The sequence below is a fragment of the Affinundibacterium fentianense genome, assembly GCF_018139545.1.
Taxonomy (GTDB): domain Bacteria; phylum Pseudomonadota; class Gammaproteobacteria; order Burkholderiales; family Burkholderiaceae_D; genus Undibacterium; species Undibacterium fentianense.
Map to the genome: position 1 here is coordinate 273,721 of NZ_JAGSPJ010000006.1, position 22,725 is coordinate 296,445.

The following is a 22,725-nucleotide window of genomic DNA, read 5'->3' on the forward strand; positions in this document are numbered from 1 at the left end:
TCTCAATTAGAATTTGGTCGGTTCCGTTTTCGTGAATACGGGATGAAAATTTTCTTACTATCCATTTGAATAAAAGTGGTATGGGGTGAATTCCTCCAGTATACTGAGCCACCAATTTTAATGTCGTTAGAACACGCAGCGAGCTTGCTATTTGTATGCTGGGAATGGCGTCGACGACATTCAATTTGCAAAGTCGAAATTGGAACCAGTAGCGAAAATCTGGAAATTATTATTAACAGGACAAAAACATGAAGAAACGCTTAAATTTGACGACATATATTTTACTGGGATTAGTTCTGGGGATTGTTGTCGGCTATTTTGCAAATGTCAGTATGGCAAAGCCAGCTGATTTTTCTGAAACGATGTCACTGATTACGACCATGTTTCTGCGTTTGATCAAAATGATTATCGCGCCACTCGTGTTCTCAACCTTGGTCGTTGGTATTGCAAAAATGGGTGATGTGAATGAAGTCGGACGTGTTGGTGGGAAGGCCTTGGGCTGGTTTATTTTGGCCTCGTTGATTTCGCTCACACTCGGATTAATTATGGTGAATGTTTTCCGACCAGGCGATGCAATGCATGCGATGCTACCGGCAAGCGATGCTGTCTCAGGGATTACAACGACTAATTTGAGTATGAAAGAGTTCATCACGCATTTGGTTCCATCATCGATAGTAGATGGGATGGCGAAAAATGAGATTTTGCAAATCGTCGTGTTTTCGATCTTTTTTGGCACGGCAGCAGCAGCGATAGGTGATCGTGCGAAAGTTGTGATTGAAGCAATCGATGGTGTTGCTCATATTATGTTGAAGTTGACTGGTTACGTGATGAATTTTGCTCCAATTGCGGTATTTGCTGCCGTGTCGGGCGTCGTTGCAAAAAGTGGCTTAGCCGTATTAGGAACTTATGGTGTCTTTATGGCCGAGTTTTATTTTTCGATTCTGGTCTTGTGGCTGGTATTGATTTTTATTGGCTACCTACTTTTGAAAGGTCGAGTAATCGAGCTGCTCCGCTTGTTGCGGATGCCGACTTTACTGGCATTCTCGACAGCCTCATCTGAAGCTGCGTTTCCGAAGACTTTGGAAGGCTTAGAAAAATTTGGGGTTAAAAATAGGATTGCCTCCTTTGTCTTGCCTTTGGGATATTCGTTTAATCTCGATGGCTCAATGATGTATTGCACCTTTGCGACGGTGTTTATTGCACAGGCTTATGGGATAGAACTTTCAATTGGCACGCAAATCACAATGATGTTGATACTGATGTTGACGTCTAAAGGGATGGCAGGTGTTCCTCGTGCATCCTTGGTTGTCATTGCTGCGACCTTGTCACAGTTTAATATTCCTGAAGCAGGCTTGTTGATGCTGCTTGGTGTTGATCATTTCTTAGATATGGCTCGTTCAGCAACGAATGTTATTGGAAACGGTTTAGCGACCGCAGTCGTTGCGAAATGGGAAGGGGAGTTAGGGCAGCATGTAGAGGGTGATATTGCAAAGCAGAAATTACCTGAGTAAGGAATTTTTTTCAAAAACACGTGTCGAATAAACGCTGAATCTCGCCCAGAGTTCAGCGTTTTTTTATCGACCTTCTTACCCGTTGAGGGACAACACAATGAGAATCAACAAGAATGGTATTTTGCTGCTCAGTGCAGCAGTTTTCATCTCAGTCGGGTTTGTCCCGACCGCATCCGCACAAGTCACGAATACCCTAAAAATGGAACAAATTATGGCGCACCCCGATTGGATGGGGATCGCGCCAGACCGTTCTTATTTTAGTCAAGATGGCAAGCAGGTTTATTTCTTACGTAAAGCTGTTGGATCGGAACTCCGCGATCTTTATAAAGTGAGTGCGCAAGGCGGCATCGCGCAAAAATTGAGCGCTGCCGAGATGGTTCTCGCCGAAAGTGAACAGAAATTCACCAGCCCTGATCGCTCGCGTACGATTTGGTTGCGAAACGGAAACCTATTCTTGCTAAAAAATGGCAAACAGCAGCAATTGACTCGTACTGGGGAAATGAGTGGTTTATTGGGCTTCATAGGTAATGAGCAAATTGCTTGGCGACTTGATGGCAAAATCATTGCGATGAATTTACAAAGTGGTGAGCAAACCATGTTGGTCAATATCAAAAATGATGATGATCCTGCAACCAGAAAAGAAAGTACAGATTACCTCAGTGCACAACAAAGTCGCTTATTTGATATCGTTAAGAAGCGCGAAACCGACAAACGCGAGAGCGAAGTACGTCAGCGAGAATTGGCCTCTCAAGTGACGAATGCACCAATGCCTATCTATCTAGGTAAAGGACGCGAATTCCGAAGTTTTAGTCTCTCACCGGATGGTCGCTATGTGTTCCTCAGTACAGCTGCACCTCGTAAAGATGGGCGTAGTGACAAGATGCCTCATTATATTACCGCCGATGGGTATGTAAAGATTGAAGACGTACGTAGCAAAGTCGGAACGGGAAGTGAAAGTGACGAGGCTTTGTATATTGTGGAAGTCGGTGCCAATAAAGCGCACAAATTGAATCTTGAGCAATTGACTGGAATCAATGACGATCCTTTGTTGTCTTTAAAGCTGGAGACTGCTAAACGCTTGGCTAAGCCGGCGCCGAAAGCAGCGGCACCGCGTGCCGTCTATGTCAATTTTCGTGGTGTTCGCTGGAGCTTAACTGGGCAGCAATTGGCATTCAGTCTATTTAGTGCAGACAATAAAGACAGATGGATTCTGACGATGAACTTGAACGATGGGGATAAGTCGAAGTGGCAATTGGCACATCGCTTAAGTGATCGGGCATGGGTCAACGATGGTAGTTTTAATGAATTTGGTTGGAGTGCGGACGGTAAAGCATTATGGTATTTGTCTGAAGAATCGGGCTACAGTCAGTTGTACCGACTCATTGATGGAAAAGCACAGGCTCTAACAAATGGAAACTTTGAAGTCAGTAATGTACAAATGACCCATGATGGGAAGTGGTTTTATTACCGAGCAAATAAGAAGCATCCGGGAATTCATGAGGTTTATCGCGTTTCGAATGATGGTCGACGCGACGAAGTGTTAACCGATATGAATGGTGGAATAGAGTATGAGTTAGCCCCAACTGAAGACAAATTGTTGTTGACTCATTCGACCACGACCCGCCAACCAGATCTGTTTGTACAATCGACTCAAGTAGGCGCCAAACCGATTCAATTGACGCAGTCGAACTCAAAAGAATTTACCCAAATCAATTGGATCAAACCAGAAATTATTGGAATCCCCTCAAAGCACGGAGCTGCGCCGATATACACAAGAGTTTATCGTGACAATAAAACTCAAGTTGGTGAGCGTAAGCCTGCCGTCTTATTTGTCCATGGTGCAGGCTATTTGCAAGCGGCACACCACGGATGGTCTAACTATTTCAGAGAGATGATGTTTCATAATCTGTTGGTACAACAAGGTTATGTCGTGATTGATATGGATTATCGTGCCTCTGCTGGCTATGGTCGTGATTGGCGAACTGCAATTTATCAACGTATGGGAACACCAGAATTAGAGGATTACGAAGATGGAATTGATTGGCTGGTAGAGAATGCTAATGTCGATCCTCAGCGTATCGGTATTTATGGAGGTTCGTATGGCGGTTTTATGACTTTTATGGCGATGTTCAAATCCGAAAAATTTGCTGCGGGCGCGGCGTTGCGTCCCGTCGCAGATTGGGCGCATTACAATCACGGCTATACCTCGAATATTTTAAATACGCCAGATGTGGATCCAGATGCGTATGCACGTAGTTCGCCAATTGAATTTGCAGCTGGGCTTAAACGTCCTCTATTGATTTGCTCAGGTATTTTGGATGACAATGTTTTTTTCCAAGATAGTATCCGTATGGTGCAAAAACTGATTGAATTGAAAAATCCTAATTTCGAATTAGCAGTCTATCCAGTGGAAGCACATGGATTCCGCGAGCCAGAAAGCTGGTTGGATGAGTATCGACGAATCTTCAAATTGATGGAACGTGAAGTAAAAGGACGTAAGTAGCCCCAGCAAGATGACAATTTAGCGATTTGTTAAATTGTAAAAAAGGCAGAGAAAGTCTCTGCCTTTTTTATTGATGCTATAGGTGAGTGTAACGAATGATTGTCTTAGTTTAATAAGTGCGGCGGGACACCGATTTCATCGACCTTGGGCAGGCTTAACTCGAGTCCCCATCCAGACGCACGTTCTGCATCGATGAGCAATTTGCAGAAGCCGTGAATTAAAGAAGTTTCCAATTTCAAATCGATACTGCCATTCTCTGGCGTAATAAATTGCAGCCATAAAGGTGCATCAGGCTTTAAATGGAACTTGATCGTTTCCAATAAAAGTGGTCGCTCACCATTCATTGATTTGCGCTTGTCGGCGTCATAGGCCTGACTAAAATTACCTTTCTCCTTGATCGTATCGACCGCTTTCTTGTGCTCAAGATTGACAAGTTCATCGCTGGCAAAAGCAGTTTCTGGACGATTCAAGCGCATATGGGAACCGATCGCTTCCATTAAAGTCGGCCACATTCTTTGTAACATACGTCGTGTGAAAAATATCTGTACTTCTTGTTTCTCTGGATCTGCGTCTTTGACGAAGAAACCGATTCTGAGCAAGATCCTGTCTTCTTGGGGCAGGTAAGTTAAGTTAAGTTGTTCTAAATGCATAGGTGTTTGACTTAGCGCAAAGCGCCGGGAAATTTTGTTGATTCGGTTCTTGAAAACGGCTCTTACCACCTAATCTATATAGCAATCAAACAGTCCGTTCAGGAGGCAGTATGCGTTTAGACAAATTGACGACAAAATTGCAAGAAGCATTGGCCGATGCACAGAGTCAGGCGGTCGCTAATGATAACCAATATATAGAGCCAGTGCACGTGTTACTCGCTTTGATCAATCAAGATGATGGCGGGGCTCGTTCTTTGTTACAAAGGGCTGGCGTCAATATTAATGGCCTATTAAATGGTCTGAGAAGTGCAGTCGATCGTATTGCAAAAGTTACAGGAGGTGATGGTCAAGTGCAGGTTGGCCGCGAGTTAATGGGCTTGCTCAATCTGGCTGATAAAGAATCGCAGAAACGAGGTGACCAATTTCTTGCTAGCGAGATGGTACTGCTGGCTCTAGTCGACGATAAATCCGAAGCTGGGAAATTAGCCCGAGAAAACGGCCTAACTCGCAGCGCTTTGGAAGCCGCGATTAAAGGGGTACGGGGCGGCGCGAATGTTGATTCTCCAGAGGCAGAAGGCCAGCGCGAAGCTTTGAAAAAATACACATTAGATCTTACTGAGCGTGCACGATTGGGTAAATTGGATCCCGTGATCGGGCGTGATGATGAAATTCGCCGTGCGATTCAAGTTTTACAACGTCGCAGTAAAAATAACCCTGTGTTGATCGGTGAGCCAGGTGTTGGCAAAACTGCGATAGTAGAAGGACTTGCGCAGCGTATAGTAAATGGTGAAGTTCCCGATAGTTTGAAATCGAAAAGAGTTTTGTCATTGGACATGGCAGCATTATTGGCTGGCGCCAAATTTCGAGGTGAGTTTGAAGAAAGATTAAAAGCCGTATTGAAAGAAATCGCCTTAGATGAAGGTCAAACAATCGTCTTTATCGATGAATTGCATACCATGGTGGGAGCAGGCAAGGCGGAAGGTGCGATGGATGCCGGCAATATGCTTAAGCCCGCCTTAGCACGCGGCGAGTTACATTGCGTGGGCGCGACGACGCTGGATGAATACCGCAAGTACATTGAAAAAGATGCTGCACTTGAGCGACGTTTTCAAAAAATTATTGTTGATGAGCCAAGCGTTGAGGCGACGATCGCAATTCTACGTGGCCTGCAAGAAAAATATGAAGTGCATCATGGCGTTGATATTACTGACCCCGCAATTGTCGCGGCGGCTGAATTGTCGCATCGCTATATTACCGATCGTTTTTTGCCAGATAAGGCAATCGATTTGATTGATGAAGCTGCGGCGAAAATTAAAATCGAGATTGATTCGAAGCCTGAGGTGATGGATAAACTGGACCGTCGACTCATTCAATTGAAAATTGAGAAAGAGGCTGTTAAACGCGAAAAAGATGAAGGATCAAAAAAGCGACTTGCTTTGATTGAAGACGAAATTAAGGCGCTTTCAAGAGAATATGCCGATTTGGAGGAGGTATGGAAAGCTGAGAAGGCGACAGTGCAAGGTAGTACCCACATCAAGGAAGAAATTGAAAAAATTCGCCTACAGATGGAAGATGCCAAACGTAAAGGCGATTGGCAAACGATGTCGCAACTCCAATATGGACGACTACCGGAACTTGAAGCCCAATTAAAATCAGCTGATCAACAGGTAGCAAAAAATGTTGAAAGTGGCGGAAAACCGCGTTTGTTGCGTACCCAAGTTGGTGCCGAAGAGATTGCGGAAATCGTTTCACGCGCAACCGGTATCCCTGTCTCACGAATGATGCAAGGTGAACGCGAAAAGCTCTTACATATGGAAGACGCGTTGCATCAAAGAGTCGTTGGGCAGCATGAAGCCATTACTGCGGTTTCAGACGCCATTCGACGTTCGAGAGCGGGTTTGGGAGATCCGAATCGACCCTATGGTTCGTTCTTGTTCTTGGGTCCGACTGGTGTTGGTAAGACAGAATTATGTAAAGCACTCGCGAATTTTATGTTTGATACCGAAGAATCACTGATTCGTATTGATATGAGTGAATTTATGGAGAAACATTCTGTCGCGCGCTTGATTGGTGCGCCACCAGGCTATGTGGGATATGAGGAAGGTGGATATCTGACCGAGGCAGTGCGTCGTAAGCCATATAGCGTGATCTTGCTCGACGAAGTTGAGAAAGCACACCATGATGTCTTTAACGTTTTACTTCAAGTACTGGATGATGGACGGATGACAGATGGTCAAGGACGTACGGTTGACTTCAAGAATACTGTGATTGTGATGACTTCTAATTTAGGTTCGCACCAGATTCAAGCGATGGAAGGCAGTGATCCAAATGTGATAAAAATGGCGGTCATGGGTGAGGTGAAATCGCATTTTCGGCCTGAGTTTATTAATCGTATTGATGAGATTGTGGTATTTCATGCTTTGGATGCAAAAAATATCGGTGCGATTGCAAAGATCCAGTTAGAAGCCTTGCACCAACGCCTCGCGCAAATGGACATGGGACTCGATGTGTCAGATGCGGCGTTGTTAAAAATTGCCGAAGCTGGTTTCGACCCAGTTTATGGCGCGCGTCCGTTGAAACGAGCGATACAACAGGAGATCGAAAATACTTTGTCGAAATTAATATTGCAAGGTCAATTTGGACCTAAGGATGTGATTCAAGTTGATGCAGCGAATGGAGAATTGGTATTTCGAAAGCTTGGTGGTTAAGCATTGAGGAATGCGAGTTGAAGTAAGACTTGTTGCGATTGCCGGAACGATTATTAATGAAAGCCAATAATTGTTTCGGCAGTTTAGTTTTATCGCGATACTGTGTATATTGTTCACTAGTCATTTTTTCAAATTCGCACATTGGGAATCAATCAGCATGACCAATTTATCTTCATTAGTCGTTCGGCCGAGTACCTTGGATGAAGTCCCGCAACTCAATCAAATGATCATAGAGTCTGCCCGGGTATTGAGTCGCGGTTTCTATACAGAACAGGAAGCCGAATCGGCGATTCGGTATGTGTTCGGAGTCGACACCGCACTTGTTAAAGATGGAAGTTATTTTACGGCGACTTTGGATGGTGTATTGGCTGGTTGTGGTGGATGGAGCCGACGTCGAACCCTATACGGTGGTGATCAGCGGCCTATGGGGGAAGACGAAATACTTGACCCCGCGCATGATCCAGCGAGGATACGCGCTTTCTTTATCGCCCCTTCCGCAGCTCGGCGAGGGGTCGGACGTGCGGTATTTGAGGCTTGCAAGCAGGCTGCGTTATCACATGGTTATCGACGTTTGGAATTAATGGCAACATTACCGGGCGTGCCCTTCTACCAAGTATTGGGATTCGAAAAAGTCGAAGACGTTGCGGATACTTTGCCAGATGGCGTGACAATCCGATTTGAACGGATGCGCCTCACCATAGGCTAAGAAAAGCTGCAAAAAAAAAGGCGAAAATCGGAGTCAGATGAGTCAGATTTTCGCCTTGATTCGTCGCAAATTACAGTGTCTTGGACTAGTCTAATTTTGCCGCATGCTCACGTGTTGCATGGAAAACGATATCTGGCCAGCGTTCTTGCGTCAAGCGTAAGTTCACGCCCGAGCTCGCAAGGTAAGCCATATTTCCTGCGGCGTCATAGGCAAGGTTAGCACCTGCACTAGAACGCTCGAAATCAGCTAGCATTTTTTTATCTTCACAAGTAATCCAGCGCGCACTGCTGATGCTCGTTCCCTCAAATACGGCATCAACTCCGTACTCATTTTTTAGACGGCTAGCCACCACTTCAAACTGTAAAACCCCAACCGCACCTAAAATCAAATCGCTACTCACAATCGGTTTAAAAACCTGCACAGCACCTTCTTCACCTAGTTGTTGCAAGCCTTTTTGTAATTGCTTGGTTTTTAGCGGGTTTAAGATTCGTGCAATCCGGAAGAAATCTGGAGCAAAATAGGGGATACCCGTGAATTGCAGCAATTCGCCTTCAGAAAAACTATCGCCGATCTGCATGTTACCGTGATTCGGTAAACCGATGATGTCGCCTGCGTAAGCTTCTTCTACTTGTTCACGTGACGAAGCCATGAATGTCACAACGGACGACACTTTGATATCGCGATTGATCCGAAGATGTTTGAGTTTCATCCCACGTTCAAAGCGTCCTGAACACACGCGCAAGAAAGCAATACGATCACGGTGAGCAGGGTCCATGTTCGCTTGAATTTTAAAGACGAATCCGGAGAATGGCTCTTCAGTCGGCGCGACAGTACGGACGCTTGCATTGCGTTCACGTGGTGCGGGCGCCCAATCTAGTAGGGCATTGAGGATTTCACGGACACCAAAATTATTAATTGCTGAACCAAAAAATACTGGTGTTTGCGTGCCGGCTAACACTGCTTCAAGATCGAAAGGATGCGAAGCGCCATGGACCAGTTCGACTTCCATTTTTAGTTGCTCGATTTCCAGCGGAAATAGCTCTGCCAGACGTGGATTGTCAATTCCTTTAACGACCTCAAATTCTTGATCCGCACGTTCACTACCAGGCGTGAACAACATAATTTCATCTTTTAGGATGTGATAAACGCCGCGGAAAGTTTTTCCCATACCGATAGGCCAGGTGACTGGGGAGCAATCGATCTTTAGAACCGATTCTAATTCGTCCAAAAGTTCTAAGGGATCGCGGGTTTCACGGTCCATTTTATTCACGAAGCTAATGATGGGCGTATTGCGCATACGACAAACATTCAGCAATTTGATCGTTTGCTCCTCAACACCTTTGGCTGCGTCGATCACCATGAGAGCGGAATCGACTGCGGTCAATACGCGGTAAGTATCTTCTGAAAAGTCCTGGTGACCTGGTGTATCAAGTAAATTCACGACATGGTCGCGATATTCAAATTGCATCACGGAGGAAGCGACCGAGATACCGCGTTGCTTTTCAATTTCCATCCAGTCCGACGTCGCATGGCGACCGCTTTTTCGCGCTTTTACGGTACCAGCAAGCTGAATCGCGCCCGAGAACATCAATAGTTTTTCCGTTAGGGTCGTTTTACCCGCATCTGGATGGGAAATAATCCCGAAAGTGCGGCGTCGCGCAACTTCTTTGCGGATTAGGTCGGTAGAAACTTTTTTGACGATGACATTCTCTGATTCGTTGCTGTCGTCTTGGATATTGATGGAATCGGTCATTGCAGGTGTTCAGAAAGTATAGAATAACCGCGCATTTTAACATGTGATGGAGGTGGATTCCGGTTTTCTGCTAACTTTGAAAATTGACCTTGAGGGATTCGCGCACGAGAGGGCAAACGGACCAGAAACTCAACGCCCTTACTTTGAGAGGCGTGTGTTTCTGGTCGGAAAAGAATAATTTACATTTCGTACTGCTAAATGATTGTTGCAATAAAGTGCATTAAAACTCAACGACAGACCGAATCGACTCGCTACTTTTCATAAGGTCAAATCCTTCATTGATGCGCTCTAAAGGCAACTTATGTGTGATCAGATCATCGATATTCAATTTCCCTTCCATATACCAATCGACGATTTTGGGTACATCGGTACGTCCGCGTGCGCCCCCAAATGCAGATCCTTTCCAAACTCTGCCTGTGACTAATTGGAAGGGGCGTGTACTGATTTCTTGACCTGCTGCCGCAACACCAATGATGATGGATTGTCCCCAACCTTTGTGACAACATTCTAAGGATTGGCGCATCGTTGTGGTGTTACCTATGCATTCAAAACTGTAATCAGCACCGCCATCTGTCATGCTGATAATCGCGTCGACGACATTGCCGACTTCTTTGGGATTGATAAAATGTGTCATGCCAAACCGACGTGCCATACTTTCACGTGCTGGATTAATATCGACCCCAATGATTTTGTTCGCTCCTACCATGCGAGCGGCTTGGATGACATTTAAACCGATACCACCTAAACCAAAGACGACGACATTCGCACCTGCTTCGACCTTGGCTGTGAATAAAACCGCGCCGACCCCCGTTGTGACACCGCACCCGATATAACACACTTTGTCGAACGGGGCATCTTCGCGAATCTTAGCAAGTGCGATTTCAGGGACCACGATGTAATTTGAAAAAGTTGAGGTGCCCATATAATGAAAAATGGGTTTGCCATCGAGAGAAAAACGACTTGTCGCATCCGGCATTAAACCTCGTCCTTGGGTACTTCGTATCGCTTGGCATAGATTGGTTTTCTGTGACAGGCAAAATTTACATTCACGGCATTCTGGTGTGTAAAGTGGAATGACATGATCATTTTTTCTCAAACTTTTGACACCAGGACCGACATCCACCACGACACCCGCGCCCTCATGTCCTAGGATTGCAGGAAAGATACCTTCTGGGTCAGCACCTGATAAAGTGTAGTAATCCGTGTGACAGATACCTGTCGCCTTAATTTCGACCAAGACTTCACCGGCCTGTGGACCTTGTAAATCGACTTCCTCGACAGTCAGTGGTTTTCCCGCTTCCCACGCAATGGCTGCTTTTGTTTTCATACGTCTCCTGAATATGTTGTCATTGTCTAATCTGCGATGCTATTCGCTAAAGTAATAGCTAAAGACGATAATCATTTTACCCTGAACCGGAGATTGCTTTTTTCTTTGCGGGAAAAATGAAGGGCGACGTCCAAAGAACAAGACTTAGGATCAGCGAGCTTGATCTTTTTGCGTTTTCTGTGAAAGGATTGTGCAAGTTGAGTAAAATGTAAGAGAGTAAGGTCTTTTAAGTGTCCTAAAACAACGGAAGAAATATCACTTAGTCGCGCAGTGAAGTGTCCAAATCGGCAGAGTGGTCGTCTTGTCGTCTTATTGTTTGTTGTTATTTATCAGGAGTTATCATGGCATTTTCGCCCTTCCGTGCAATCGGGCAAGGCATCAAATGGTTTTGGAATGCGGTTGATTCCAGTCGACGATTTATCATCAATTTGATTTTTCTCTTGTTGGTCATTGCGCTATTAAACGCAATATTTTCATCAGACAAAGTCAAACTAGAAGACAAAACCGCTCTGATCCTGAATTTGAAAGGTCAACTTGTGGAACAGCACGCTGGTAGTGCAAGCGATGCTTTTCTCGCTGAGGTACAAGGTGAAAACCGCCGCTCCACGCAACTTCGCGATATTCTCACCGTCTTGGATGCGGCCGCGCGAGACCCTCAAATTAATAGTGTTGTTTTGACTTTAGACGGGATGCAAGGGTCAGGACTAGCGATATTGCGCGAAGTGGCTGCTGGACTTGAGCGTTTTAAGGCCAGTGGAAAAAAAGTGATCGCATGGGGCTCGAGTTTTGATCAACGCCAATACTATTTGGCCGCGCATGCAAATGAAGTTTATATGCACCCGATGGGCAATGTGATGTTGAGTGGGTTTGGTGGGTATCGCAATTACTATAAAGATGCATTGGATAAAATCGGAATCACGGTCAATGTCCTGAAAGTGGGTACCTATAAGAGTTTTGCTGAACCCTACATCGCCAATGGACCTTCGAGTGCATCTGCCGAAGCAGATGCTTACCTATATAACGCGATGTGGAAGCTTTATACAGATGGGGTTGAGAAAGCACGCAAGTTACCCGCTGGTTCGATCATGAATAGCATCAATAATCTCCCCGAGATGTTAAAGAGCGCCAACGGAAGTGTGGCGCAATTTGCAGTGAATGCGAAATTGATTGATGGCTTAAAGTCGCGAGATGAACTGCGTCAAATGATGTTGGGTCTCGGGGCAAAAGATCCGCAAACTAAGAGTTTTAAGCAAGTCAATTTCGACGATTATCTGCAAGCGCAAAATCATTTTTCCTTCGGGCCGGCGGTCGCAGTCATCGTGGCGGAAGGCGAAATTAGCGAGGGAAATGCGCCTCCAGGTGCGATTGGAGGAATGTCAACGGCGAATCTCGTGCGCAAGGCGCGGGAAGATGAGCATGTGAAAGCACTGGTGTTGCGTGTTGACTCCCCGGGCGGTAGCGCTTTTGGTTCTGAGTTGATACGGCAAGAGCTAGAACTAACACGCAAAGTCGGTAAGCCTGTGGTTATTTCTATGGGAAATGTTGCTGCTTCAGGAGGGTATTGGATTTCGATGTCGGCCGATGAAGTGATTGCAGATGCGGCGACGATTACTGGATCGATAGGCGTATTTGCAATTTTTCCGACTGCCGATAAAGTACTCGACAAGCTTGGTGTTCATACTGCTGGTACAACAACAACTTGGATGAGTGATGCATTCAATCCTCTGCGACCACTGAATCCTCGCTTTGCTGAAGTAATTCAGTTGGGAATTAACCATACATATCAAGAGTTCACCACAAAGGCAGCGGCTGCCAGGAATACCACACCAGAGAAGATTGATGCGGTAGCGCAAGGGCGAGTATGGACAGGTGAGCAAGCCAAAGAACGTGGCTTGATCGACCGTATTGGAAGTTTTAAAGACGCGTTAAAGTCAGCCGCCAACCGTGCTAATTTGAATTCTGACTATCGTGTCACGTATATAGAGCGGGAGCCATCTAAGTTTGATCGTATTTTTAGTATCTTCGAAGATGGCGCAACAAAGGCAGCAGCGAAAGCACTGAATGAGCAATTTAAAGTAGCTGTTGCACCAAGTGGAATTCCACCTGCTGCCGCGAATGAAGTGGTCAAAGATCTTGCGTGGTTGGCGGATCTACGAAGCGATAAACGTGGCTATTTGTTTATGGCACATTGCATGTGCGGCGGATCAGATTAGTCAAATCGAAGATTGGGTTTGCGATGAAAAGGGAGGGGGGCAAAAGTGCCTCCCTTTTTTTTGTTTGAATATTGCGTCAGGCTTTTTTACAGCCGATGTTTGTGGATGTTCATGTGCCTGAGCATGTTGAGAAAGATTTTTTCATGTTGTTTTTATTGCTTTATTGAAAATAAAATGTGTATTTTGATAGAATTTTTATTTTTAACGAAAGGAACAAGATGTCGCAAATGAGAACTTTTTTTGCTGGTGCAACGACAATGGCGGCAACTTTGGCCGCAATTTTTGCACTAATCGGAGCCCGTGAGCCAGTTAGACATGAACGGTTTGATGAAATTACAGTCGGTCGTATCAACATTGTTGAACCCGATGGCACGAAACGTTTGGTGATTTCGAATCGTGCACAATTTCCCGGTGACTTTATTCAAGGAAAAGAGCGACCACGTCCAGATCGTCGTGATTACGCCGGGATGCTTTTTGTGAACGAAGAAGGAACTGAAAATGGTGGTCTGATTCAGCGTGGTGGAATGGGGCCGGATGGAAAAATTGTCTCTGGATTGTCCTTGACTTTTGACCGATTCCGTCAAGATCAAACATTGCAGTTACTGAATCACGATAGCGCGAACCATCAATTGACAGGTATTCGTGTGAACGACGTTCCGTACTTTAAGGTCACGTCGATGGAGGATTTGGATCGATTCCAAGTCGAGTCAAATAACTTACCAGCGGCAGAGCAAGACGCCTATTGGAAGAAATTGGCTGAGGACGGGCGTTTATCGGCTCCACGAATTTGGCTTGGAAATACCCGTGATAAAGGATCAAGCCTCCAACTGAAAGATGCAAAAGGACGAACCCGTATGATGTTATTGGTCAGTGCGGCCGGTCACGCTGAGATTACGATGCTCGACGAGAACGGCAAAGTGATCAAAACCGTGTCACCAACGAATTAGTGTCAGTTTCTAATTTGATCCGCGAAGCCATGCAACTTCGCGGATAGGTGATAGTCGGCTAAACAAGTTGATATCCCTCTTTCAGAGGTGAGCACGACTTTAGGTTTGTCTAGCTATGGTAATGACATCGAGCAAGTGGGCTTGTTGCTGTAGCTGTTCCGCGACATTGCGACAGACTAAATCGCATAGTGCATAAATTGCCGGATCGGCGATTCGATAAAACACGGCAGTACCACGACTCTCTCTCGTCACCAAGCCATGTTTCGCTAGGGTCGATAAATGGCGTGAAACATTCGCTTGAGAGCTCGCACACTCCTCTGCAAGTTCTCCTACATTTTTTTCTCGTTCCCGCAAAAAATTGAGGATTTTAAGTCGACTCGGTTCTGATAAAGCCGAGAAATACTGAGCGACGCGTTCTAAGGCTAGTTCAGATAGCCCTTCCATCGCGACACAGCTGTTCGATTTGAGTTTCATCTGAGTGTGCGGTTTGTAAAAAGTTTATGTAGGTTAATTCACGTCAAAAAAATTTAATACTTATTTGCGCATTTACGCAAATAAGTATATTATTCAATTTAAGCAAATGCAAATCAGTCTTTCATTTACCCATTTAACTTAGCGGAGTATTCACAATGTCAACTTTCTTCATGAAACCTTTGGTTTTATTTACGACACTTGCATTGATGACACTAGCCGAGATGTCGTTCGCTGGCGATGCCAAGCCTTTGGTGACAGCGGCAGTTAGGGCTAGCAATGAAAATGCAACCCTTAGCGCTGATGGTGTTATCGAAGCCATTCGGCACACGGTGATTGCACCTCAGGTATCGGGTGCAATTGTTCAATTGCCAGTGCAAGCAGGGGACTCGGTCAAAGCAGGGCAGCTGCTTGTACGTCTTGATGCGCGTGCTGCCCAACAAGAGTTCACTGCGAGTAAAGCACAAGTGGATGCTGCGCGAGCGAACTTAGCAGTTGCCGAAAAAGATTATGAGCGGCAAAAATTGTTGTTTGAGAAAAACTATATTAGTCAAGCGACGCTGGATCGTGCGCAAGCACAATTTAAGTCAGCTGCGGCACAAGCAAACGCACAGATCGCGCAAGCGAATGCTGTTCAAACACAGTCGGGATTTTATTCGATCACAGCGCCTTATAACGGTATTGTGGCAGAAATGCCCTCCGCGCTCGGGGAGATGGCGATGCCAGGACGATCGATTATGACTGTTTATGACCCTAGCTCACTCAGGGCGATATTTACGGTTTCACAGGCTAAAGTCGCCGCGTTGAAATTAGGTAAAGATCTGACGATAGAAATACCATCGATGCCGCCTGAACAGCGTTTTATCGCGTCCAAGAATGTAACCGTATTGCCATTGTCCGACGCAAATACGCATACGGTTCAACTACGCTTAGAGTTGCCAACAAATGTGAGAGGTGTGCAACCTGGTATGTTCGCTCGGATTGCCCTGTCATTCAATGCGGCAAGCACAAACAGCAATCCATCGGTTCTTGGCGACAGTCGCTTGTATGTGCCGCGCACTGCGGTAATTCGCCGTGCGGAGATGTATGCGGTCTATGTTGTCAATGCGCAAGGGAAAGCCGTCCTTCGTCAAATCAAACCAGGGCGCATTCAGGATACTGAGCAAGAAATCTTAAGCGGTGTAGCCAAGGGGGAACTCGTCGCGATTGATCCGCTAGCAGCAAGTTTGTCCACAGCGAAATAGGAGAAGACAATGTCTCAAGAAACACAAGCATTGGGCGTCTCAGGTCGAATTGCGGGTTTTTTTCAGTCTGCTCAGCTGACTCCACTGATCGCCTTAGTCGCTTTTCTATTAGGTTTGTTTGCGGTACTCGTCACGCCACGCGAAGAGGAACCACAAATTAATGTGACGATGGCAAATGTACTCATTCCCTTCCCCGGTGCATCGGCGAAACAAGTGGAACAGTCGGTACTAGTTCCAGCAGAGCAAGTCCTTAGTCAAATTGCGAACGTCGAACATGTGATGTCGGTTGCGCGACCTGGTCTCGCAATCATTACGGTTCAATTCGAAGTGGGTGTTCCTAGGACAGAAGCGCTGGTACGCTTGCACGATACCGTGCAGAGCCACAAAGATTGGTTACCGGCAAATTTGGGGACCTTGGAACCCTTGATTAAACCAAAAGGTATCGACGACGTACCTATTGTTTCGCTCACTCTTTGGAGTAAAAAAACTGACAACAGCGCTTTTGACCTAGAGACGATTGCTCACAGTATCGAAGCAGATCTAAAAAGGGTGAAAGGGACGCGAGAGATTTCGACGATTGGTGGTCCAGGGCGGGCCATCAATATTGCCCTTGATCCCGTTAAGTTGGCAGCGAATGATTTGACCGTAATGGATTTGCAAGCGAGTTTGCAATCGGCAAATTTAGGTATGCCAGTGGGCGAATTGAGTGCTGGCAACCGTAACTTAGCCATCGAAGCTGGGCCTTATTTGAATGATGCAAATAGCGTTGCAGAGTTGGTCGTTGCTGTGCGCAATAAACGCCCGATTTTTCTGCAGGATGTGGCAACGGTTGAGGATGGTCCCCTGCAGGCAAGTCAGTATGTTTGGCATGGCGTCGCAGGTAAAGTATCTGCAGAATATCCAGCCGTCACCATGGCCGTGACTAAGAAGCCTGGACAAAATGCGGTAGAGGTTGCGAATGCTGTGATCGCCAGAGTCGAGCTTCTGAAGAATGCCGTGATTCCTGCGGATATTGAGGTCAACGTCTCACGCAATTACGGTCAAACGGCGGACGACAAGGCTAAAAAATTAATCCAAAAATTGCTGTTTGCGACACTCTCTGTGGTTGCCTTGGTGTTTGTCGCACTCGGTCGCCGCGAGGCAGCAATTGTCGGCACCGCTGTTATTTTAACTTTGACAGTGACCTTATTTGCTTCTTGGGCATGGGGATTCACGCTGAACCGCGTATCGCTTTTTGCGTTGATTTTTTCGATTGGTATTTTGGTCGATGATGCGATTGTTGTGGTCGAAAATATTCATCGACATCAGGCTCTTTTTCCTGAGAAACGTCTAGTCGACATCATTCCTGGTGCTGTTGACGAAGTTGGAGGCCCAACGATTTTAGCGACACTGACTGTGATCGCTGCGCTCCTGCCTATGGCATTTGTATCAGGTTTGATGGGTCCCTATATGAGCCCGATACCCATTAATGCCAGTATGGGGATGTTGTTGTCCTTAGCGATTGCTTTTGTTGTGACGCCATGGCTGGCACGTCTTTGGATGAAAGAGGGACATCATGCAGGTGGGGGACTTGCTGACAAACTAGCTCCGCAATTTAATCGACTCTTTAAACCTTTTTTAGATTCGAGAACAGGTAGTAAAAATAGAAAAAAATTGGGACTCGGCGTTGCTTCATTGATTGCACTGTCTGTTGCTTTACCTGTTTTAGGCTTAGTGCAGTTGAAGATGCTTCCGTTTGATAATAAATCGGAATTCCAAGTCATCGTAGATATGCCAGCTGGAACTCCTGTTGAGAAAACAGCGGCCGTGTTGCATGAACTTGGGACCTATCTACAAACGGTTCCAGAAGTCACAGATTATCAAGCCTACGCCGGAACGGCAGCACCGATCAATTTTAATGGGTTAGTACGTCAGTATTATTTGCGTGCGGGCGGCGAAGTGGGCGATATTCAAGTGAATTTGGTCGATAAACACCATCGTTCTGATAAGAGTCATGTGATCGCAACCCGCGTACGTCCGCAATTACAAGCACTGGCAAAAAAAATAGATCCTGAAGCGAATGTGAAAGTTGTGGAAGTGCCACCAGGCCCTCCGGTGCTCGCGCCGATCGTCGCTGAAATCTATGGTCCAGGTGATTTGGAGCGTCGTCAAGTGGCGAAGCAAGTGCGGGCAGTATTTGAAAAGTCAGAAGGAATAGTGGATGTTGACGATAGCAGCATTATTTTTGCACCACGTAAGTTGCTATTAATTGATCGGCCAAAGGCTGCACAACTTGGAATTTCGCAGGCGAGCATTGTGACGACATTGCGTGCTGGACTCTCCGGTGATACGGCAAGCTATTTGCGTGACGAAAGCAAATATCCCGTCGCAACAAGTTTACGATTACCTATTAGTGAGCAAGGCGATATCGAGACTTTGCTGACACTCGGTGTGAAAAATGCACAAGGAAAAATTGTCCCGATTCGCGAACTGGTGACGATCACGGATACCTTGCGTGAACAGCCGCTGTATCACAAAGATGGTCTTCCTGTGAATTACGTGGTGGCCGATATGGCAGGTCGAGTTGATAGCCCACTGTACGGCATGTTTGCGATGCGTTCAGAGATTGCAAAAATTATCACACCGGGAGCGGGTAAATTGAACGAATACTTCATTACTGCCCCGCAAGACCCTTATCGTGGTTTTAGTTTGAAATGGGATGGCGAATGGCAAGTGACTTATGAGACTTTCCGAGATATGGGCGCTGCTTATGCGGTTGGTTTGGTTCTGATTTACTTGCTGGTCGTAGCGCAGTTTGGTTCGTATTTGACGCCCTTGATCATCATGGCACCGATTCCATTGACGATTATCGGAGTGATGCCCGGACACGCTTTGCTTGGCGCGCAATACACTGCCACCAGCATGATCGGAATGATTGCGCTCGCGGGAATTATCGTTCGCAACTCAATATTATTGGTTGACTTTATTCACGTCCAAGTCGCTTCGGGCATGGACTTCAAAGACGCTGTAGTGAGTTCTGCGATCACGCGAGCCCAACCGATAGCTTTAACTGGACTCGCAGCGATGATGGGTGCGTTCTTTATTTTAGATGACCCGATTTTTAATGGCTTAGCGATCTCATTAATTTTCGGTATTTTTGTTTCTACTTTATTGACTTTGGTCGTGATTCCACTTTTGTATTTCATGGCGTATCGCCACAAATACGAAGTGGTCGTTGAGATCGAGTAATGGTTGGTTAATTGTTGAGTGTAATTGTGTATTTTTTTAGGAGAAGATCATGACTTCATGGCAAATGGTACGTGTTATTGCGGGTTCTTTTATTTTGTTGAGTTTAGCCTTGGGTATTCCAGGTAGCCCATTGTTTACTAGTCAATGGTTCCTAGCATTTACCGCTTTTGTTGGCGCAAATATCTTACAAAGTGGTTTGACGAAATGGTGTTTGATGGAAACAATAATGCGTAAATTGGGATTCAAAAAGGGCGAGTAAACGACCTGCTGAGTTTTCAGCGACGCAAAATAGCGAGGGACAGAAAATGCAATTAGTGTGCACAAATTGTAATGCGACAAATCGCGTACCGAATGAACGACTAGGAGATCAACCAGTTTGTGGAAAATGTGGACAGGCATTGATGAGTACGCATCCCGCTCAACTGAGTGAGCAACAGTTGCCCAAGTTTCTTAGTCACACTGAACTTCCAATATTGATCGATTTTTGGGCTGCTTGGTGTGGACCTTGTCGTGCTATGGCACCGCAGTTTGAACAGGCTGCAATGGCGGCGCCGAATATTCGTTTTGTTAAGGTAGACAGCGATGCCGCACCGATTGCCAGTCAACAGTTTGGCATTCGCAGTATCCCAACTTTGCTGTTAATGCGAGATGGGCGTGAAATTGCGCGGCAAAGTGGTGTGATGCCTGCGCAGCAAATCATTGAATGGGCAAATAGGCATTTGAATTCGCCTTAGGAAGTTCGTTGTGGCAGCGTGCCAATTTCTTGAAGGTGACGAAGAACTGTTTTTTGAGGTATTTTTGAATTCCAATAATAGGAGGAGATATGGCACATATTGTTATTTTGGGAGCAGGAACAGGCGGAATGCCAGCTGCTTATGAGTTGCGCGAAAAACTGGACAGTGCGCATCAAATTACGGTAATCAATGCGGTCGATTATTTTCAGTTTGTGCCTTCGAATCCTTGGGTTGCGGTGGGATGGCGCCAACGTGAAGCTATTACCTTTGAGATTCGACCGTACCTAGAGAAAAAAGGAATTCAGTTTATTGCTCAGGCAGTCACACAACTTCGACCAGAGGAGAACACATTAACTTTAGCGGACGGCACAACTCAGCATTATGATTTCTTGGTCATTACGACTGGCCCCAAATTAGCATTTGACGAAGTGCCAGGAGCGGGGCCTGCTGGATTTACTCAATCGATATGTTCTATAGATCATGCTGAACATGCCTTTGCCGCATACCAAAAGTTCCTTGATGAACCGGGGCCTGCAATCGTTGGTGCGATGCCTTCCGCGTCGTGTTTTGGCCCAGCTTATGAATTTGCCTTTATCCTAAACACGGATTTAAAACGTCGGAAAATTCGTCACAAAGTGCCGATGACGTATGTCACCAGCGAACCTTATATTGGGCACCTCGGTTTAGGTGGAGTTGGTGATTCTAAATCCATGTTGGAAAGTGAGTTCCGCAACAACGATATCAAGTGGATTTGTAATGCGAAGACGACCCGTGTAGAAGATGGCAAAATGTATGTGAGCGAGATGGATGATATGGGCAATCTCAAAAAGGAACATGAGCTCCCATTTAAATATAGCATGATGCTACCGTCTTTCCGCGGTGTTGATCCAATCGCCGCGGTTGAGGGGCTTTGCAATCCGCGTGGATTTGTGATCGTTGACGAATTCCAACGTAGCAAAAAGTTCGCCAATATTTATTCAGCGGGGGTGTGTATCGCGATTCCACCGGTCGAGGTGACTCCGGTTGCAACCGGTGCGCCTAAAACCGGTTACATGATCGAAACCATGGTCACCGCAATTGTGCATAATATTGAAGCAGACCTCAGAGGTACGCCAGCGACAGCAAAAGGAAGTTGGAATGCGATATGTTTAGCCGACATGGGTGATACTGGTGCTGCATTCGTCGCATTGCCACAGATCCCACCCCGGAATGTGAATTGGTTCAAAAAAGGAAAGTGGGTACACTATGCAAAAATTGCGTTTGAAAAGTATTTCATTCGGAAAATGAAGACGGGAAATTCTGAACCAATTTACGAAAAATACGTGTTAAAAATGTTGGGTATTGAACGTTTAGATAAATAACACGGTAAAAAAATACGAGCATCAAAACGCATACTCTGAAATTATTCTCATGCTTCCGGACGTCTTCGTGCTGGCATGGGGATTCGCTCTACTTCTCCAGGGACCTGATGCATACCGCTATCAGGTTCTTCTATTTCCCAAGCCTGTGCCGCTGCATCGATATCCGATTGATGGCTCGCAACAAAATTCCACCAAATAAAGCGATGACCAAGCGCTTGACCGCCAATCACGACAAAGCGAGCAGGCAAATTTCCGCTGCTAAGCACGAGCGGTGCCGATTGGAGTTGCAAAGTGTTTGCTTCCATCACTGCATCGACATTGGATAATTCACCCTCAATAGGATAGATCGCCTGTTCATCTGCGAGCATAGGTAGTTCCCATGTGCTGTTGGCGGCAATTTGTATGTCTAAATAGAGAGTGGGAGAGAGAGTAGGAACGGGGGATTTTTTTTCAAATGCTTGACCCATGAGCACTCGTATTGAAATTGGGCCTATGTCTATATGGGGAATATGAACTGCAGGGACATGATGAAAAGCCGCCGCGATTTTTTCTTGGCCAGTTGGCAGCGCTATCCATAATTGTAAGCCGTGATTGGTGTAATTTTTTTCTCGCATTGCGGGAGGCCGTCGCTCGGAATGAACGATACCTTTTCCAGCAATCATTAAATTGATTGCACCCGGTTCAATATTCTGCGTGTAACCCAAATTGTCTTTGTGTTGAATGACCCCATCAAATAGGTAGGAAATGGTTGCCAGCCCTATGTGTGGATGGGGACGTACATCGTGGTTATCCTCAGGCTTGATGGACACAGGGCCAAAGTGATCAAAGAAAATAAACGGCCCTACAGCCTGCCGCAATGCGTTGGGTAGTAGCCGTCGAACGATGAAGCCACCACCAAGATCTTTGTTGTGAGCCTTTAGATGGACAAGTGTAGTCATTTTATGCGCTCCACATTCGTATGGATTTCTGTGTTGACTGTGGTCATTAATTTGTGAATGGGACATTTTTCTGCGACGGCGACTAATTGCGCAAACTCTGCATCACTGAATTCACCTTGAATCTGCAGATTCGCGGTGAGCCTGTAGATTCCTTGTCTCTCTTGACTGTCGTCTCGTGTGATGTGGGTGTCGATATGGGTGACGGGAATATTCTTTTTGCGGGCGAACCACATGACGGTGAGTGCTTTGCATGAGGCAAGTGCCGCGTCGTAAAGATCATGTGGGCTTGGCCCAAGATCCTCCCCGCCTTCAGCGATCGCGACATCGGTATCGAATTGTACGCGTTGAACTAGCAAGGTTTGCGCCAGCAGTGCATCCGGCTTACTGTGTAATTGTATGCTCATGTTGAAGTTTTCTTTCCTTGTTTCGAC

The 22,725-nt window shown here is 46.0% G+C and carries 17 protein-coding genes; 11 read left to right on the forward strand and 6 right to left on the reverse strand.

All coding sequences use genetic code 11. The features are described from left to right. Positions 1-248: 248 nt before the first annotated feature. Together KDM90_RS14895 and KDM90_RS14900 are read left to right on the forward strand one after the other, a co-directional pair. The gene (locus KDM90_RS14895) at positions 249-1,511 is read left to right on the forward strand and encodes a dicarboxylate/amino acid:cation symporter (RefSeq protein ID WP_212676406.1); all 1,263 of its coding nucleotides are present in this window, start codon (positions 249-251) and stop codon (positions 1,509-1,511) included. A gap of 97 nt (positions 1,512-1,608) precedes the next feature. Continuing rightward, complete coding sequence (locus KDM90_RS14900; RefSeq protein WP_212676407.1) at positions 1,609-4,014, forward strand: S9 family peptidase; 2,406 nt, start codon at positions 1,609-1,611, stop codon at positions 4,012-4,014. A gap of 104 nt (positions 4,015-4,118) precedes the next feature. On the opposite strand, the gene KDM90_RS14905 is transcribed toward KDM90_RS14900, so the two are convergent. Continuing rightward, on the reverse strand, positions 4,119-4,664 hold the full coding sequence (locus tag KDM90_RS14905) for a hypothetical protein (RefSeq protein WP_212676408.1): 546 nt from the start codon (positions 4,662-4,664) through the stop codon (positions 4,119-4,121). A gap of 110 nt (positions 4,665-4,774) precedes the next feature. On the opposite strand from KDM90_RS14905, the gene clpB reads away from it, so the two are divergent. Then, entirely contained in the window at positions 4,775-7,372 is a 2,598-nt protein-coding gene (clpB, locus tag KDM90_RS14910; RefSeq protein ID WP_212676409.1) for an ATP-dependent chaperone ClpB, read from the forward strand. Between the two features lie 157 nt (positions 7,373-7,529). Continuing rightward, a complete protein-coding gene (locus KDM90_RS14915) occupies positions 7,530-8,078 on the forward strand; it encodes a GNAT family N-acetyltransferase (protein WP_212676410.1) in 549 nt (182 codons plus the stop codon). Between the two features lie 85 nt (positions 8,079-8,163). Here KDM90_RS14915 and KDM90_RS14920 read toward each other — a convergent pair whose 3' ends face one another. Together KDM90_RS14920 and KDM90_RS14925 are read right to left on the reverse strand one after the other, a co-directional pair. After that, positions 8,164-9,831 (reverse strand): peptide chain release factor 3, encoded by a 1,668-nt coding sequence (locus tag KDM90_RS14920; RefSeq protein WP_212676411.1) that lies wholly within the window; start codon positions 9,829-9,831, stop codon positions 8,164-8,166. Positions 9,832-10,051: 220 nt separating this feature from the next. Next, positions 10,052-11,158: an S-(hydroxymethyl)glutathione dehydrogenase/class III alcohol dehydrogenase gene (locus KDM90_RS14925; protein WP_212676412.1), complete on the reverse strand. Its 1,107-nt coding sequence runs from the start codon at positions 11,156-11,158 to the stop codon at positions 10,052-10,054. A gap of 341 nt (positions 11,159-11,499) precedes the next feature. On the opposite strand from KDM90_RS14925, the gene sppA reads away from it, so the two are divergent. Next, complete coding sequence (sppA, locus tag KDM90_RS14930; RefSeq protein WP_212676413.1) at positions 11,500-13,371, forward strand: signal peptide peptidase SppA; 1,872 nt, start codon at positions 11,500-11,502, stop codon at positions 13,369-13,371. Positions 13,372-13,598: 227 nt separating this feature from the next. Beyond that, on the forward strand, positions 13,599-14,318 hold the full coding sequence (locus tag KDM90_RS14935; protein ID WP_230409828.1) for a hypothetical protein: 720 nt from the start codon (positions 13,599-13,601) through the stop codon (positions 14,316-14,318). A 99-nt stretch (positions 14,319-14,417) separates the two neighbouring features. Here the strand turns inward: KDM90_RS14935 and KDM90_RS14940 are convergent, their stop codons facing one another. Continuing rightward, positions 14,418-14,792 carry an ArsR/SmtB family transcription factor gene (locus KDM90_RS14940; protein WP_438947442.1) on the reverse strand — a complete coding sequence of 125 codons (375 nt, stop codon included), beginning with the start codon at positions 14,790-14,792 and terminating at the stop codon, positions 14,418-14,420. A gap of 155 nt (positions 14,793-14,947) precedes the next feature. On the opposite strand from KDM90_RS14940, the gene KDM90_RS14945 reads away from it, so the two are divergent. The 5 genes from KDM90_RS14945 to KDM90_RS14965 all read left to right on the forward strand — a co-directional run bounded on the left by KDM90_RS14945 (position 14,948) and on the right by KDM90_RS14965 (position 21,356). Then, entirely contained in the window at positions 14,948-16,033 is a 1,086-nt protein-coding gene (locus KDM90_RS14945) for an efflux RND transporter periplasmic adaptor subunit (protein WP_230409829.1), read from the forward strand. Positions 16,034-16,042: 9 nt separating this feature from the next. Continuing rightward, a complete protein-coding gene (locus KDM90_RS14950; protein WP_212676415.1) occupies positions 16,043-19,261 on the forward strand; it encodes an efflux RND transporter permease subunit in 3,219 nt (1,072 codons plus the stop codon). A gap of 49 nt (positions 19,262-19,310) precedes the next feature. Then, positions 19,311-19,520: a YgaP family membrane protein gene (locus KDM90_RS14955; RefSeq protein WP_212676416.1), complete on the forward strand. Its 210-nt coding sequence runs from the start codon at positions 19,311-19,313 to the stop codon at positions 19,518-19,520. Between the two features lie 46 nt (positions 19,521-19,566). Next, positions 19,567-19,995 carry a thioredoxin TrxC gene (gene trxC / locus KDM90_RS14960; RefSeq protein WP_212676417.1) on the forward strand — a complete coding sequence of 143 codons (429 nt, stop codon included), beginning with the start codon at positions 19,567-19,569 and terminating at the stop codon, positions 19,993-19,995. An 89-nt stretch (positions 19,996-20,084) separates the two neighbouring features. Continuing rightward, positions 20,085-21,356: an NAD(P)/FAD-dependent oxidoreductase gene (locus KDM90_RS14965; protein WP_212676418.1), complete on the forward strand. Its 1,272-nt coding sequence runs from the start codon at positions 20,085-20,087 to the stop codon at positions 21,354-21,356. A 47-nt stretch (positions 21,357-21,403) separates the two neighbouring features. On the opposite strand, the gene KDM90_RS14970 is transcribed toward KDM90_RS14965, so the two are convergent. Continuing rightward, complete coding sequence (locus KDM90_RS14970; protein ID WP_212676419.1) at positions 21,404-22,294, reverse strand: pirin family protein; 891 nt, start codon at positions 22,292-22,294, stop codon at positions 21,404-21,406. Continuing rightward, complete coding sequence (locus KDM90_RS14975) at positions 22,291-22,698, reverse strand: OsmC family protein (protein WP_212676420.1); 408 nt, start codon at positions 22,696-22,698, stop codon at positions 22,291-22,293. The genes KDM90_RS14970 and KDM90_RS14975 overlap by 4 nt, the downstream gene beginning before the upstream one ends. Positions 22,699-22,725 lie beyond the last annotated feature (27 nt).